Consider the following 15551-nt stretch of genomic DNA (forward strand, 5'->3'; position numbering starts at 1 on the left):
CGGGCGGGGCCGGGCAGGGCTGCCCGGCCGACACTCACAAGGTGCGCAGCACCTTGGCGCCGCTGCCTTCCAGCAGCTCCTGGGCGCGCTGCGTCTGGTCGGAATCGGTGGGGTGCACCACCAGGGCCCAGCGGCCTGCGCGCAGCGCCGAGCGCACCTGGGTGATGACGCGCACGTGGTCCGGGCGCAGGGTGAAGAGCCCGCCCAGCAGCAGGCCAAAGGTGGTGGCAAAGCCCACGATGGCGATGAAGGCCAGCAGCGGGCTGCTGGTCAGCATCGGGTGCCCGGTGGACATCCAGTAGGCGTACAGCAACAAGCCCAGCGCGAAGCCGCCAAAGCCGGCGACCAGGTGGGCGCGAAAGGCCGTCTTGAAAATGCCGCGCTGCTCGGGCTCCATCTTGCGGCCGAACAGGTCAGCGCGGTGGGTCTTCAGGTCGGCCTGGCTCAGCAGGCGCACCTGCCCTGGCTCCATGCCGGGCAGACTCAGCACGCGACCGATCATGGCCTCGGCGCCGGCCTTGTCGTCGAACAGGGCCACCACCTTGGTGAGCGATTTTTCACCAAACATGCCTTGCAACAGATAGTCCATGGGGGGCTCCTTCCTTGTTGGTGGCGGGCGGTGTGCCCGCTTGTGGCTGTGGATGGGGCCTAACGTAGCGGGCGGCCTGCGAGGGCGGCGTAGGACGGTGCAGCGCGGCGCTGCCGGCAGATGTTCTGCATCGTGCAGTCACTCATTTTTCAATAGCTAAAAGCCGTTGTTGTTAAAGGGCTGGTGGCATATTTGACTTGAATCAAGAAGCCCACGGCACAGGCTCTGCCGCAGGTGGGACAATCGCCCCATGCATCCCAAAGCCCTTCTGGACGCCTGCGCCGAACTGGTCGCGCAGGTGCTGACCTTCGAGCATCCGGCCGACGCGGTGGTCTCGCGCTACTTTCGCGAGCACCGCCAGCTCGGCCCGCGCGAGCGCGCCACCCTGGCCGAGACGGCGTACGCCGTGCTGCGCAGGAAGCCGCTGCTGGAATACCTGGCGCGTTCGGGCTCGGGCCCGCGCGAGCGGCGCCTGGCCATCCTGGGTTTTGCCCAGGCGCTGGACGAGCAGGAGCGCGAGCGCACCGGCCGCCCCGACGCCCGCGGCTCGCGCGACTTCCTGAAAGGCGCCCTGACCGAGTCTGAGCGCCTGTGGCTGGACCAGTGCGACGCCGTGCGCGACGAGGACCTGCTGGCCCCGCACCGCCACAACCTGCCCGACTGGCTGGTCGCGCCGCTCAAGGCCCAACTGGGCGAGGCCGGCCTGCAGGCCCTGGCCGAGGCCATGGCGCGCAGCGCGCCGCTCGACCTGCGTGTCAACGCCCTGAAGGCAAAACGCGAGCAGGCCCGCGCCGATCTTGGAGAGGCTGCTATCAAATCCGAGGTGACGCCGCACTCGCCCTGGGGCCTGCGCGTGCACGGCAAGCCGGCGCTGGCGCGGCTGCCGGTGTTCACCAGCGGCGCCATCGAGGTGCAGGACGAGGGCTCGCAGCTGTTGGCCCTGCTGCTCGATGCCCGGCGCGGCGAGATGGTGGCCGATTTTTGCGCCGGCGCCGGCGGCAAGACTCTGGCCATCGGCGCCACCATGCGCAGCACCGGGCGGCTCTATGCCTTCGATGTCTCGGCGCACCGGCTCGAGCGCCTGAAGCCGCGGCTGGCGCGCAGCGGCCTGTCCAACGTGCATCCGGTGGCCATCGCTCACGAGCGCGACGAGCGCATCAAGCGCCTGGCCGGCAAGATGGACCGGGTGCTGGTCGATGCGCCGTGCTCCGGCCTGGGCACGCTGCGGCGCAACCCCGACCTGAAATGGCGCCAGAACCCCAAGAGCGTGGCCGAGCTGGTGCAAAAGCAGCACGCCATCCTGGCCAGCGCCGCGCGCCTGGTCAAGCCGGGCGGGCGCCTGGTCTATGCCACCTGCAGCGTGCTGCCCGAGGAGAACGAGGCCATCGCCGAGGCCTTCGCCGCGGCGCACCCCGACTTCGTGCCGCTGGAGGTGGGCGAGGAGCTGGCGCGGCTGAAGGTGGAGCAGGCCGCGCAGCTGGCCAGCGGCGGCGAGGGCGGGGCGCGCTACCTGCGGCTGTGGCCGCACGTGCACGGCACCGACGGGTTCTTCGCCGCCGCGTGGACGCGCAAGGAATGACTCAGGTCGGGGGTGCACTGGCTCCTGTGCGCCAGGGGCAAGGCGCCCTGCCGAAAAAAGCCCGGCTGCGCCTGCCGCTTCGCTCGCGCGGTTGAAGCGGCCATCCATTGGCAAAAAACGCCCTCGGACCGCGCCAGTGAACGAGATATTGCTATAAAAATCGCGGGCACGGCGCCGCGCCCCGGCCGGCGCCCCCACCGCGGCAAAGCACTCTGATACTGGTCCTGGCGCGGCGGCAGACTTCCGTAAACTACGCGTTTGCGCCGGCGCAGTCCGGGCCTGTCCGTCTCGTAAAGGCACCGCCTTGTCCTCTTTGTACCTGGAGCATTTCCGGCTGGCCGAACCCCCGTTCGGCATCACGCCCAATGGCCGCTTTTTCTTCGAGGGCCAGGAGCGCGGGGCGATTCTCGATGCGCTGCAACACGCCGTGCTCGACGAGGACGGCATCATCGTCGTGGTGGGCGAGGTCGGCAGCGGCAAGACCATGCTCAGCCGCATGCTGGCCGAGCGCCTGCCGCGCGAGCAGGTGGATCTGGTCTATCTGGCCAACCCGTCCTTCGGTCCGCGCGAGATCCTGCTGTCGCTGATCGCCGACTGGGGTCTGAAGGCGCCGAGCGAGGGGCAGTCGCCCGTGCTCACCATCCAGGAGGCGCTGCTCGAGCGCCATGCCCAGGGCCGCCGCGCCGTGGCCCTGATCGACGAGGCGCAGGCCATGCAGCCCGAGTCGCTCGAAGAGATCAAGCTGCTGTCCAACCTGGAGACGGCGCAGCAGAAATTGCTGCAGATCGTGCTGTTCGGCCAGCCCGAGCTTGACGACCTGCTGGCCCAGCCGCGCCTGCGCCAGGTGCGCGACCGGGTGGTGCACCGCTTCGAGCTGCAACCGCTGGCCGGCCCGGACGCGGCCGCCTATATCGAGCACCGCCTGCGCCGCGCCGGCTGGCAGGGCGGGGCGCTGTTCGAGCCCCGGGCGCTGCGCCGGCTCATCGATGCTTCGGGCGGGCGCATCCGCGCCATCCACCAGCTGGCCGACAAGGCCCTGCTGGCGGCCTTCGCGCAGGGGGCGCGCCAGGTGAGCGCCGAGCACGTGCGCCTGGCGGGCGAGGACATCCGCGGCGGCGCCCGACGACCGGCCCGCCCGGCCGCGGCGCGCTGGCGCAGGCCGCTGGCCTGGCTGGCCCTGGCGCTGGCTGGCGCTGGCGCGGCCGGCGCCCTGGGTTATGGCCTGGGGCGGCGCGCCGAACCGGCGCCCGTGGCCCTGCCTGCCGAGCCGCCCGCCGCGACACCCCCGGCGCAGGCGCCGGGCCCCCTCCCGGAGCGCGTGTCCGCCTCAGTTGCGGTGCCTCCCCCGTCCGGCGCCCCGGGGGCCGCCCCCGGTGCCGTTTCGCAGCGCTACGCCGCGCTGGCCCCGGCCCTGCGCGAGGCCGTGCTGCGCACGCGCGCCGTGTTCGACGATCCGACCCAGGAGTTCTGGACGCTGCGCATCGGCATCGCCTCCAACGCCGAAGGCGCGCAGCGCCTGCTGGTGCTGGCACGCCAGTCGCAGGAGCCGGTCTGGGTGCACGAGCGCGCACACCCCAGCGGCAACGCCGACGCCCCGCCCGTGTGGGCGGTGTATGTCGGGCGCCACACCGACCGCGCCCAGGCCGGGCAGAGCCTGGAACAATGGCCTGCCCCCCTGAAAGCCTATAAACCCCTGGCGTACTCGCTGTCCGGCTTGCGCGCCCAGCCCTATCCAGAGCGGCTTCCTTCATGATGAGTGCCTCCCCGATGCCGCTGCCACAACCCCCGCTGGCGGGACTGCCCGGCCCGGCTCGCGCCCTGCGGCCGCTGGCCCTGCTGCTGGCCCTGGCGCTGGCCCTGGCGCTGGCCCTGGCGCTGGCCGCCTGCGCTCCCAACCCGCCCGCCCCCAGCAGCGGCCACCTGCGCCCTGCGCCGGTCGCGCCGGGCCAGCCGCCGGCGCTGGTGGACGCGCCCCTGCTGCCGCCCGCGCCGGCAGGGGCCAGCCGCGCGCGGCCCGAGCTGTTCTCGATCAGCGTGCACAACGTGGACGTGCGCAACCTGCTGTTTGCCATTGCCCGCGATGCGCGGCTGAACCTGGACGTGCACCCCGACCTGGTCGGCACGGTGAGCATCAACGCGGTGGACCAGACGCTGGTGGAGATCCTCGACCGCGCCGCCCTGCAGGTGAACATGCGCTACGAGATGGAGGGGCGCAACCTGTTCGTCATGCCCGACTCGCCCGTGCTGCGCCACTACCGGGTGGACTACATCAACGTCGCGCGCGAGGCCAAGAGCGAGATCGCCGCCAGCTCCAGCATCTCGCGCACGGGCGGCGGGGGCGGCAACGAGGGCAACCGCTCCAGCAGCACGCTCAGCAACAGCTCGCAGAACCGCTTCTGGGAAACCCTCACGCAGAACCTGCGCGACCTGCTGCGCGAGACCGACAAGCTCATTCCCGAGGACGGGCAGGGCGCCGCGGCCCCCGGTGTGGCAGCGCCCGCGCCGCAGCCGGTGATCGCCGCCCCGACGCTTCCGTCCGCGCCGGGTGCCCCGGGCGCGCCCGCTGGCGCTGCTGCCGCCGCCGCGCCGATCGCCACGGCGGCGCCGGCCGGCGCCCCTGCCGTCCGCTTTCGCGAGGCGGCCTCGGTCATCGCCAACCCCGAGACGGGCGTGGTCTCGGTGCGCGCCACCTATCGCCAGCACATGCGCGTGCGCGAGTTCATCGACCGCATCATGAAGAGCGCCACGCGCCAGGTGCTGATCGAGGCGACCATCGTCGAGGTCAACCTGTCCGATGACTACCAGCAGGGCATCAACTGGAGTCTGCTGCGCAACGGCCTGCCGCTGCTGCAGATAGGCCCGGCAGGTTCCACCCTGCCTTCCGGGGTGCCGGTCAGCGGCATCATCCCGAGCATGGCCAATTTCACGCCCACGCTCACGCGCGTGGGCAACAACAGCGCCATCCAGCTGTCGGTGGCGCTGCGTCTGCTGGAGTCGTTTGGCAACACCAAGGTGCTCTCCAGCCCCAAGATCAGTGCGCTCAACAACCAGGCGGCCATGCTCAAGGTCACCGACGACCTGGTGTATTTCACGCTCAACGCCAACTTCACTGCGGGCTCGGGTGGCAGCGCCGCCGTCTTCAACCTCACCTCCACGCCCAACAGCGTGTCGGTCGGCCTGGTCATGAGCGTGATGCCGCTGATCAACGACAGCGACGAGGTCACCCTCATCCTGCGGCCCTCGCTGTCGCGCGTCAAAAGCTATGTGGACGACCCGGCCGTGCCCATCTACCTGGCCATGGCGCGCCAGGACAACCTGAGGCTGGACGAGGTGGTCAGCCGCATTCCGCAGATCGAGACGCGCGAGATGGAGTCGGTCATCAAGGTGCGCTCGGGCGACACGGCGGTGCTGGGTGGCCTGATGCGCGACGATGTCGCCGGCACCACCGACCAGACGCCGGGCGTGGGCAGCGTGCCCGGCCTGGGCGAGCTGTTCAAGTACAAGCGCAAGAGCAGCAGCAAGAGCGAGCTGGTCATCTTCCTGCGGCCCACCGTGGTCACCAGCGCCAGCCTGGGTGGCGACTACCAGAAGTTCGAGCCCCACCTGAGCCAGGCCCTGCAGCCGCTGCCCGAGCGCATGCCGCCGGCGCCGGCGCAGCCCGCCCAGCCCGGAGACCGCCCATGAGCCTGCTGCTTCAGGCGCTGCAGCGCAACCCGGGCAACGCGGGCAAACCCCTGGAGCTGGAGCCGATGGAGCCGGCCGGGCAGCCGCCCGCCCCCCCGGCTCCAGCCGCTGGCGACGCAGGCAGCGGGCAGGGCGCCGGCGCCCAGGAGCGCCTGGCCGCCCCGGAGCCAGGCCCCGCCTGGACGCCCTCGTCCGCCGCGCCCCTGGAGCTGGAGCTGCCACCGCTGGAGCCGGCGCCGCTCCCTCCGTCGGCGCCTGCGGCTGCGCCCGTGCCTGCCAGCACGGCAGCCCCCGGCTCCGAGGTGACCGCCCCGCCGGCCGCGCCCGTTCCCTCCGCACCGCAGCCCATGTCTGCAGGGCAGCCCGCACCCCCGGTGGCGCAGCGCCATGCTCCCGAGCCGTCGCCGTCCCTGCAGCGGCCTCTGCCCACGCCGCAGGAGCCGCCTGCACCCGTCTCCTCCGCGGCGCCGCTGTCGGGCACCGCGGGCCAGCCCTCCGGCCGGCAGGCTTCCAGCCCCAGCACCAATGCCGCCCCGGCGGACGGCGCACCCCCCCGGGCGGGTACACCACCCGCGGCTTCCACGCAGGCCGCGCGCGACGCCGCCCAGGCCATGGTCGCCGCGCGCGCGCCGGCCCTGCCGCCCGGGGCACGCACCCGGCGCCTGGTCTGGTCATTGGTCGCAGGGCTCGTTCTGGGCGCTGCGGCCTGGCTGGGCTGGCAGTACTGGCAATCGCTGCATCCGGGCAGCTCCCTGCTGCCCGCGCAGCCCGCGCCCCTGGCCGAGCTGCCCCCTCCCGCAGACGAGGCCTTGCTCAATGATGCGGAGCCTGACGAGCCCGCGCCCCTGCTGGCGGAGACCCCCGCCGACCCGGCCGCGGCACCCGGGGGAGGGGAGCAGGCACCGGTCATGCCCGGGGCCGCGCCCCTTCCCTCCGTCGGCCCGACCGCCCCGGCGGCAACGGCCCCTGCCGCCGAGGCGCCCGCTGCCCGTCCACGCGAGCGCCGCGGTGAGAATGCCAAGCTCCAGGCGGAGCGGGCCGCGCACACTGCCGCCCTGGCCGCTGCCGCCGCTGCCGCTCCGGCTCCGGCGACAGGCACGAGCGCGTCCCCCCCTTCCCAGGTCACCGGCCCGGCGCACACCGGCCGCGTCGCGGCACCCGGGCAACCCGCCGCCCTCGTGCGCTCGCACGCCGCGCAGCGCCTGCAGGAAGGCTGGAGCGCCTTGCGCCAGGGCGATGCGCCCCGCGCCCAGGCGCTGTACCAGCAGGTCCTGGCCGAGCGGCCGGACGACCCCGACGCCACGCTGGGCCTGGCCGTCGCGCTGCACCGCCAACGCCAGTTCGAGCCCGCCTGGGCCGCCTACCAGCGCAGCCTGCAGCTGTGGCCCGACAACGAGACCGCGCGCAACGGCATGCTGGCCATCCTGTCGGAGTCCGAGCCCGCCACGGCCGAAAGCCGCCTGCAGGAATGGGTGCAGGAGCGCCCGCGCGATGCCGCCGCGCAGGCGGCGCTGGGCGCGCTGCTGGGGCGGCAGGGCCGCTGGTCCGAGGCCCTGGGCGCGCTCACGCTGGCGCAGTCGCTGGCGCCCGCCAGTGCCGCCCACGCCTACAACCTGGCCGTGGGGCTGGACCAGGTGCGCCGCTACGACGACGCCCTGCGCATGTACCGCCAGGCGCTGCAGCTGGGCGCGGCCGGCACGACTGCCCGGGCCGCGCAGCGGCGCATGGCCGAGCTGCAGGAGCTGTGGCAGCAGTGAGCGCCGCACCCCCTACCACCACCGAACGCGCGCCCCTGCGCCTGGGCGAGCGGCTGCAGCAGATGGGCCTGGTCTCGAACGACCAGATCCAGATCGCGCTGCTGGAGCAGAGAAAAACCGGCAAACCCCTGGGCGACGCGCTGATCGCGCTGGGCTTCGTCACCGAGCACGCCATGCGCGAGGCGCTCGGGCAGACGCTGGGCCAGCAGACCATCGAGCTGCAGTCGGTGCTGGCCGACCCCCGGGCCCTGGCGCGCGTGCCCAAGGCCATGGCGTTGCGCTTTCAGGTGTTTCCGGTCTCGTTCGACGCCGAGACGCAGCAACTGGTGCTGGCCAGCCCCAAGCCCAACGACATCATCGCCGGTGACCAGATCCGCGCCCACGTGGGCATCTCCGTCACCCTGTCCTGGCGACTGGCCAGCGTGGCCGACGTGCTGGCCGCCATCGACCAGTTCTACGGCTACGAGCTGTCGATCGACGGCATCATCCACGAGATCGAGACTGGCCAGATCGACATGGCTTCGCTCTCGCAGGGGCAGGGCGGCTACAGCCACCCGGTGGTGCGCCTGGTCGATGCGCTGCTGTCGGACGCGGTGCACAAGCTGGCCTCCGACATCCACTTCGAGCCCGAGGGGCAGTTCCTGCGCATCCGCTACCGCATCGACGGCGTGCTGCGCCAGGTGCGCGCGCTGCACGGCCGCTACTGGGCGGCCATGCTGGTGCGCCTGAAGCTGATCTCGGCCATGAACATCGCCGAGAGCCGCGCGCCGCAGGACGGGCGCGTGTCGCTGTCGATCGGCGGGCGCACGGTGGACTTCCGCGCCGCCGTGCAGCCCACCATCCACGGCGAGAACTTTGTGCTGCGCGTGCTCGACGCCAAGCGCGGCATCGTGGACTACCGCAACCTGGGCCTGACCGACGAGCAGTTCTATCTGCTGGACCTGATGCTGGCGCGCCCCGAGGGCATCATCCTGGTCACCGGCCCGACCGGCTCGGGCAAGACCACCACGCTGTACTCCATCCTGAGCCACCTCAACGACGAGAGCGTCAACATCATGACGCTGGAGGACCCGGTCGAGTACCCCATCACCCGCATCCGCCAGACCTCGATCTCCGACGGCAGCAAGATCGATTTCTCCGAGGGCGTGCGCTCGCTGATGCGCCAGGACCCGGACATCATCCTGGTGGGCGAGGTGCGCGACAAGGACACGGCCGAGATGGCGTTTCGCGCCGCCATGACCGGCCACCAGGTGTTCTCCACGCTGCACACCAATTCGGCGCTGCGCAGCTTCCAGCGCATCAAGGACCTGGGCGTGTCGCCCGAGGTGATGGCCGGCAACATCATCGGCCTCATCGCCCAGCGCCTGGTGCGCCGCGTATGCCCGCAGTGCCGCGAGGCGGTGCAGGTGAGCGAGGACGGCGTCGAGGCGCGCCTGATGGGCGCGCACGCCGTGGGCCGCACCATCTACCGTGCGCGCACGGGCGGCTGCGAGGGCTGCGGCTACCAGGGCTATCACGGGCGCCTGGCCATCATGGAGCTGCTGCGCATGGACGGCGACCTCGACGAGCTGCTCACCCGCGGCGCCACCATGGGCGAGCTGACCACGCACGCCCTGGCGCACGGGTTCGTGCCCATGGCCGAGGACGGCCTGCGCCGCGTGCTCGAAGGCGTGACCACCATCGAGGAGGTGGGCCGGGTGGTGGATCTCACCGCCCGCCTCTGATGCGCGAATAAAAAAGGCCACCGCACCACCATGCCGCGCTACCGCTACCGCGCCCTCAACGAGGCCGGCTCCGTCGTCAAGGGCGAGGCCACGGCCCTGCACGAGGCGGACCTGCAGGCGCAGCTGCGCGCCTCGGGCCTGACGCCCATCCGCTACTCGGTGGTGCGCAGCCTGGTCTGGCGCAGCGGCAAGCTGCCGCAGCGCGAGCTCATCAACCTGCTGTTCCACATGCAGGTGCTGCTGCGCGCGGGCGTGCCCATCATCGACGCACTGGCCGACCTGCGCGACGGCGCCGACAGCACCGACCTGCGCCAGGTGGCCGCCGCGCTGATCGACCGCATCCACAGCGGCAGCACGCTGGCCGACGCCATGGCCGCCGACCCCGGCATCTTCAGCGAAGTGATGGTGCACCTGGTGCGCTCGGGCGAGCTCACCGGCCAGCTGGCCGAGGTACTCGAAGAGCTGGTGCGTTCGCTCAAGTGGCAGTCGGAGCTTGCCGCGCAGACCAAGAAGCTGCTGATGTACCCATCGTTCGTGCTGGTCACCATCAGTGGCGTGGTGGTCTTCCTGATGGTCTATCTGGTGCCGCAGCTGGTGGCCTTCATCCGCAACATGGGCGAGACCATCCCGCTGCAGACCCGCCTGCTGATCTGGCTGTCCGAGGCCTTCGTGAACTTCTGGTGGCTGATCCTGCCCGCGCCCGTGGCGCTGGTCATGGGCTTGGCCGTGGCCGCGCGCGCGAGCGAGCAGGTGCGCTTTGCGCTGCACCAGGCGCTCCTGCGCCTGCCGCTGGTCGGGCCGGTCATCAAGAAGATCATCCTGGCGCGCATCACCGACAGCTTCGCCCTCATGTACCGCACCGGCATCCCGGTCATCGACGCACTGGGCTACTGCGAGCGCATCACCGGCAACCTGCCCATCCAGCAGGCGCTGGAGCGCGCGCGCGCACGCATCGCCAACGGCACACCCATCAGCGACGCCTTTGCCACCGAGGACCTGTTCCCGTCGCTGGTGGTGCGCATGCTGCGCGTGGGCGAGGCCACGGGCCGGCTGGACGAGGCCCTGGCCAACGTCAGCTATTTCTTCACGCGCGACATCGACGAGGCCATCGGCCGCGTGCAGGCGCTGATCGAGCCGGTGCTCACCGTCACCCTGGGGCTGGTGCTGGGCTGGATCATGCTGGCCGTGCTGGGCCCCATCTACGACACCATCTCCAAGATCCGCACATGAGCCGCAGGGTGCGCCGTTCCCCCCGCAGCAGCGTGCTGCTGCTGCAGCCGCTGCAGCCCCTGTGGCTGGACGCGGCCGCCCACGCCCTGCCCGCGCCGCCGCCGCGCCGGTCGCCGGTGCGCGTGGTGGTCGATCTGGTGGAAGAAACCCATGTGCGCATCGACGTGCCGGGCATCGTGGGCGAGGACCGGCGCAGCTTCATCCAGCTGCAGCTGCAGAACCTGCTGCCCGACGTGCCCCTGCGCGCGACCTGGCAGGGCCCGGCCGCCCAGCCGGTGCTGCCGCGGCCGTTCGTGCTGCATGCCGTGGGTGTGTCGTCGCCCCTGCTGGCCGAGCGGCTGCAGGAGCTGGCTGAGGCCGGCCAGCCCATCGAGGGCGTGTGGCCGCTGAGCTACCTGCTGGCGCAGTGGGCCGCGCGCCAGCCGGACGTGCCCCGCAGCGGCTCGGTGCTGGTGTGCCTGCCGCTGGAGCACGGCATGCGCATGGTGCTGCTGGCCGACCGCGTGCCCGTGTTCTCGCGCCTGTTGCTGGAGACCGAGCCCGGCTGGCAGGCGCGCGAGACCGCCCTCACCATCAAGTACTTGGCCGATAACCGCTTCATCGCCCAGGGCGAGCAGCCGGCCGTGCTGATGTTGGAGCCCTCGCCGGCGCTGCTGAAGTCGCTGCGCGAGCAGTCGATCACGCTGCTGCCACCGCCCGCCGCGCGCTACCCGGGCGGTGTGCTGGCCGAGGTGCTGGCGCTGGCCGGCCCGGGCTCGCCCGGGCAGCTGGCCGGGCCCGGGCTGCGCCGCCACCACCTGGCGCGGCGTGTGAGCCGCCAACTGCGCTGGGCCACCGCGGCGCTGCTGGTCGCCGGCCTGGGCGTGCTGGGCTGGCAGACGCTTGACATGCTCCAGAGCGCCCGGCACAGCCGCGAGTGGTACGCCCAGGCCGAACAGATGGAGCAGGACAGCCAGGCCATCCGGGCCGAGCTGGAGCGGCGCCACATCGACGTGCCGCTGTTGCGTCTGGCGCGCGCCGTGCAGGACGGGCCGCTGCAAGGCGGCGTGGACCCGGCGCGCCCGCTGTGGCAGCTGGGCCAGCTGCTGCGTGGGCGGCCCCAGGCGCAACTGCTGCGCTCCGAGCAGGCCTTGCGGGCGCAGCCCTGCGCCGACGCGCAGGCCAACGCGGTCAGCGTGCCGGACGAGGCGACAGCGGGTGAGACCCGGCAAAGCCCCGAGTGGCGCATCGAGATCCGCCCCGTCACCAGCCTGCTGCCGCGCCAGCGCCAGGCCCTGCTGCAGGAGCTGGCGCAGGACGTCGCGCGCTGGGACCACTGGCAGGTCGAGCTGGACCCGGTGCGCCAGGAAAGCACCGCCGCCGTGAGCGGCGGGCTGAGCAACAACGCCGAGCAGGGCCCGCCGACCTGGCGCTGGTGCCTGGCGCCCCGCGCGGCCGAGGGCGGCGCGGCGGCTCCGGGGGGAGGGCAGCCTTCATGACAAACCGGCTGGGCGAATGGAACATCCTCCTGCCGCTGGTGCGCCCGGCGCTGCGGCTCTTTGCCGGCGTGCTGCTGGCGCTGCTGCTGGCCGCCGCCGTGCTGTGGGGCACGCACCGCTTCGTGCAGCCCGACTGGCTGCGGGCCGCGCCGGCCGAGCAGGCCGCCCAAGCCGCGCAGGCCCAGCTGGAGCAGGCCCGCGCCGACCGGGCGGACGTACAGTCGTGGCTGCCGCGCTACCGCCAGCTCGAGGCTGCCGGCCTGATCGGCGGCGAGCCCCGCGCGGCCTGGGTGGAAGACCTGCTGCGCGCGGCGCAGTCCCTGGGGCTGCAGGAGCACACCAGCTTCACCCTGGCCGCGCCCGAGGTGCTGGCCCTGCCGGAAGCAGCCGACGCGCACGCCCAGGTCGAGCGCCACGTGCTCGACCTGCAAATGGTGCGGGTCCATGAATTGGAGGTGCTGCGCCTGCTGGACGCCCTGCGCGCCCAGCATGGCGCCGTGCAGCGCGTGGAAGGCTGCGTGTTCGAAGACCCCAAGCCCGAGGGCCTGTCGGCGCGCTGCCGTATCGGCTTTCTGCACATCCGCCGCGACGAGGGAGCGCCCGCCGATGGCCAAGCGCTGCAGTAACCCCCGCGCGGCCGCCTTTGCCGGCCTGGGCAGCGCGCTGTGGCTGGCGCTGGCGGCGCTGCTGCCCGCCCCGCACGCCAGCGCGGCCGGCGCCGCGCCACTGCCGTTGCAACCCCTGCCCACGCCGTCGCCCGAAGAGGCCGGCGCCTGGCCGCGCGTTTTCTACAGCCCCGCCCAGCGCGCCGAAATCGAGGAGGCGCGCCGCAGGCCAGACGAGGAAGGGCAGGGCGGAGCGGGCGGGGACGGATTGGCCCCCGCCCTGCCCGTGCCGGTCATCTCGCACTACCTGCTGGAAGGGCTGGCCGAGGGCCGCAAGGGCGCCACCGCCTGGATCAATGGCCAGATGCTGCAGGAGGGAGAAACCTATGGCCAGCGCCGGGTTCATATCGACAATGGCGTGGTGCGCCTGCGCCAGGCGGGGCATGCGGACATCGTGCTGCGACCGGGCCAGCAGGTGGACGCGGAGGGCGCGCTGGAAGGGGACGTCGTGCCACCGGATGCGGTGCGGGTGCGGGACAGGGGTCAAAACGCCCGTAAAGCGTTGCCTGGCAATGGGAGATAGCTATGAAAAATGAAGCAAGACGGGTGGGCGGCCCGAGCATGCGGCGCCGGGGGTGTGGGCCGCAGCGCGCGGTGCGGGGGTTCTCGCTGGTGGAGCTGGCCCTGGTCATGGCCGCTGCCGCTGCGGTGGCTGTCATGTTTCTGCCTGCCACCAACACGATGATCGACCAGAGCCGCCGCAAGGAAACCCGCGCCAAGCTGGAGGCGCTGGAGCAGGCGTTTGTGCGGTATGTGATGGTGAACCGGCGACTGCCTTGCCCGGCGGATGGAAGTTTGGGAACCGACAAGCCGGGCTCTGGAGTGGAGGCTAGGAATGACACCACTGAGGCCTGCACAGCCATGACTCGTGGAGTGGTGCCGTGGAGGACATTAGGTGTACCTGTCGATCAGGCAATCGATTCCTGGGGAAATTTGGTTACTTACAGAGTATGGGGAAAAACAAATACAGGCGTGGGAAACTCAATAACAACATCTTTGGTAAAGAACAATGAGTTGGACATGAGTTCATTAAATGCTGGGCCCAGCGCAATGGATTATCTGGTTAAGACAGATGGGAGCCAAACCAGGGGTTTTCGTGTGTGCGACAAAGCGTCATGTGTTGCTTCGGGGGGGGGTCAGCCGTTTTCCCCTGGAGAACTATCCAGGCGGGTGGATGGAAATGGAGCTGCCTTTTTTCTCATAAGCCATGGCGAGAACGAATTCGGTGCTTATAAAAGGGATGGAAGATATGTGGGTGAGTCGAAAATAGCGGTTATGGGTAATTTCAGAGAAATTATTAATTCCAATGGAAATGCTATTCGTGCTGCAGACGTAGATAGTACCTTCTATGTCGACGCGCCCTACGAAGAGAACAAAAATGATTATTTTGATGACATTGTCGTCCGCCCAACCGTGATTTCCATCGCCATCGCTGCTGGCCTCGGCCCGCGCCCGCAGCCTTAAATTTTGGCAGGTGAGCGATGTTGCCCCGTCCTCTACGTGCATATAGCGTTGCCTTCCAAGGAGGCGGCGCCTTGCTGACCGTCATGACAACACTCTTGGTTGTCGCAGGAGTGACGTTGGGCGTTCGGATGGCGCAGCAGACGGGGGGTCAGCAGGAACTGTATGCAGTCACGCAAAAGCGCATGGAGCGTATTCAAAAAGCGTTGCATTCTTTTGCCGCTACGCATGACCGCCTGCCGTGCCCAGCAGATGGCGCAACGAAAAAAGATGGGGTTAATTTTGCGCTGGAGCTGCGGCAGCCGGTTGGCACAGGCGCTTGTTCCATTACGAGCCAGCACGCCGCTCTGCCTTGGCGCACACTGGGAATCCCCTTCGAGGAATCCCTCGATGGTTGGGGTAGAAAAATTTCCTACCAGGTGTGCGGGGACATTTCCGGGCCTGGAGCTACCGTAAGTAATGCTGATCGCCATATCGATCCCTATGACCCCAGGAACAGCTGCTTCGGCTTCTCGGTGAAAAATTTCGGCACTGAAAAAAAGCAGGTTGCGTGGGTGCTCATCAGCCATGGGCCCAGCGGAGTGGGCGCCTGGCCGGCAGAGTGTCTTCCGGGAAACTGCCGACCCCAGCCTTCGCCGGCAAGCCCCGATGAGCAGGCAAATTTGAATGTACCGGGTACGACAAAATTCGTCAGAAGAGCGGAAGAGGTTCTGGACCTCGATCCGGCGCAGTCTCCCAGTCATTTTGATGACATGCTGCTTTTCGAGTCGGTTGACGAGTTGCAGAAAATAAGCGGTTTTCCAGTGGGGAGTGGCTTTTTGAATATCATTGACTTGACCAAAGGCAGGCTGCAAAGCGGCAACCCGAAAGGCGACGAAGTTGTGTTCAACGGCCGTGTTTCCGATAAAAACAAGATCATCTTCGACGGCGGGCTGCACTGGGGAAATGTTGCAGTTTCCGCCCATCCTGGCGCGCTCCTGGCGACCAACGGCGAGGGCAGCGCCCTCGGTGTCTGCGCAAGCGCGAGAAATTGTGGTTCCGATACGGCCTCCGTGCTGGATAAAAACAAGTTTTTGAAATTCTCCTTGCCCGCGGGGAAGATGGCAGCTGGTTTTGGTTTGCGGATTTTCAGTCTGGAACCAAGGGCGGAGATGGTGTTGACTTTCAAGCGTCCGCAGGATGCGCAGACGCTTGATTCAAAGGTTTCTCTCAATTTGCCAATTCCGAAATTCCCCGATTTTGCAGGGAAGGGGGAAATAAAGCCCACGTTTGCCCACCCGCCTCAGGAATTCAGCGAGGTCACCATCCAGCCCACAGGCAGCTCCCGCTTCTTCATCTCCGCCATCCGTTTCTGCCGCGAAAACGAATCCTGCACCTGACCGAC

At 69.8% G+C, this 15551-nt stretch carries 12 protein-coding genes; 11 read left to right on the forward strand and 1 reads right to left on the reverse strand.

Features of this window, described 5'->3' with window-relative positions:
• Positions 1–34: 34 nt before the first annotated feature.
• On the reverse strand, positions 35–589 hold the full coding sequence (locus tag RT051_RS00675) for a hypothetical protein (protein WP_313069936.1): 555 nt from the start codon (positions 587–589) through the stop codon (positions 35–37).
• A 250-nt stretch (positions 590–839) separates the two neighbouring features.
• Between RT051_RS00675 and RT051_RS00680 the strand changes: the two genes are divergently transcribed.
• The 11 genes from RT051_RS00680 to RT051_RS00730 all read left to right on the forward strand — a co-directional run bounded on the left by RT051_RS00680 (position 840) and on the right by RT051_RS00730 (position 15546).
• Positions 840–2168: an RsmB/NOP family class I SAM-dependent RNA methyltransferase gene (locus tag RT051_RS00680; protein ID WP_313069940.1), complete on the forward strand. Its 1329-nt coding sequence runs from the start codon at positions 840–842 to the stop codon at positions 2166–2168.
• A gap of 304 nt (positions 2169–2472) precedes the next feature.
• The gene (locus tag RT051_RS00685; protein ID WP_313069944.1) at positions 2473–3921 is read left to right on the forward strand and encodes an AAA family ATPase; all 1449 of its coding nucleotides are present in this window, start codon (positions 2473–2475) and stop codon (positions 3919–3921) included.
• Positions 3922–3935: 14 nt separating this feature from the next.
• Positions 3936–5852: a pilus (MSHA type) biogenesis protein MshL gene (mshL, locus tag RT051_RS00690; protein ID WP_313069947.1), complete on the forward strand. Its 1917-nt coding sequence runs from the start codon at positions 3936–3938 to the stop codon at positions 5850–5852.
• Positions 5849–7609 carry a tetratricopeptide repeat protein gene (locus tag RT051_RS00695; protein WP_313069950.1) on the forward strand — a complete coding sequence of 587 codons (1761 nt, stop codon included), beginning with the start codon at positions 5849–5851 and terminating at the stop codon, positions 7607–7609. The genes mshL and RT051_RS00695 overlap by 4 nt, the downstream gene beginning before the upstream one ends.
• Positions 7606–9333 (forward strand): ATPase, T2SS/T4P/T4SS family, encoded by a 1728-nt coding sequence (locus RT051_RS00700; RefSeq protein ID WP_313069955.1) that lies wholly within the window; start codon positions 7606–7608, stop codon positions 9331–9333. The genes RT051_RS00695 and RT051_RS00700 overlap by 4 nt, the downstream gene beginning before the upstream one ends.
• Before the next feature lie 30 nt (positions 9334–9363).
• Complete coding sequence (locus tag RT051_RS00705) at positions 9364–10563, forward strand: type II secretion system F family protein (protein ID WP_313069962.1); 1200 nt, start codon at positions 9364–9366, stop codon at positions 10561–10563.
• Between the two features lie 8 nt (positions 10564–10571).
• On the forward strand, positions 10572–12041 hold the full coding sequence (locus RT051_RS00710; RefSeq protein WP_313069966.1) for a hypothetical protein: 1470 nt from the start codon (positions 10572–10574) through the stop codon (positions 12039–12041).
• Positions 12038–12667 carry a hypothetical protein gene (locus RT051_RS00715; protein ID WP_313069970.1) on the forward strand — a complete coding sequence of 210 codons (630 nt, stop codon included), beginning with the start codon at positions 12038–12040 and terminating at the stop codon, positions 12665–12667. Before RT051_RS00710 ends, RT051_RS00715 begins: the two co-directional genes overlap by 4 nt.
• On the forward strand, positions 12648–13229 hold the full coding sequence (locus tag RT051_RS00720) for a hypothetical protein (protein ID WP_313069971.1): 582 nt from the start codon (positions 12648–12650) through the stop codon (positions 13227–13229). The genes RT051_RS00715 and RT051_RS00720 overlap by 20 nt, the downstream gene beginning before the upstream one ends.
• Positions 13230–13231: 2 nt before the next feature.
• Positions 13232–14170, forward strand: coding sequence for a hypothetical protein (locus tag RT051_RS00725; RefSeq protein ID WP_313069973.1), 939 nt, complete (start codon positions 13232–13234; stop codon positions 14168–14170).
• Positions 14171–14241: 71 nt separating this feature from the next.
• Positions 14242–15546: a hypothetical protein gene (locus tag RT051_RS00730; RefSeq protein WP_313069975.1), complete on the forward strand. Its 1305-nt coding sequence runs from the start codon at positions 14242–14244 to the stop codon at positions 15544–15546.
• Positions 15547–15551 lie beyond the last annotated feature (5 nt).

It is taken from the genome of Melaminivora sp. (assembly GCF_032059615.1).
Lineage (GTDB): Bacteria > Pseudomonadota > Gammaproteobacteria > Burkholderiales > Burkholderiaceae_C > Melaminivora.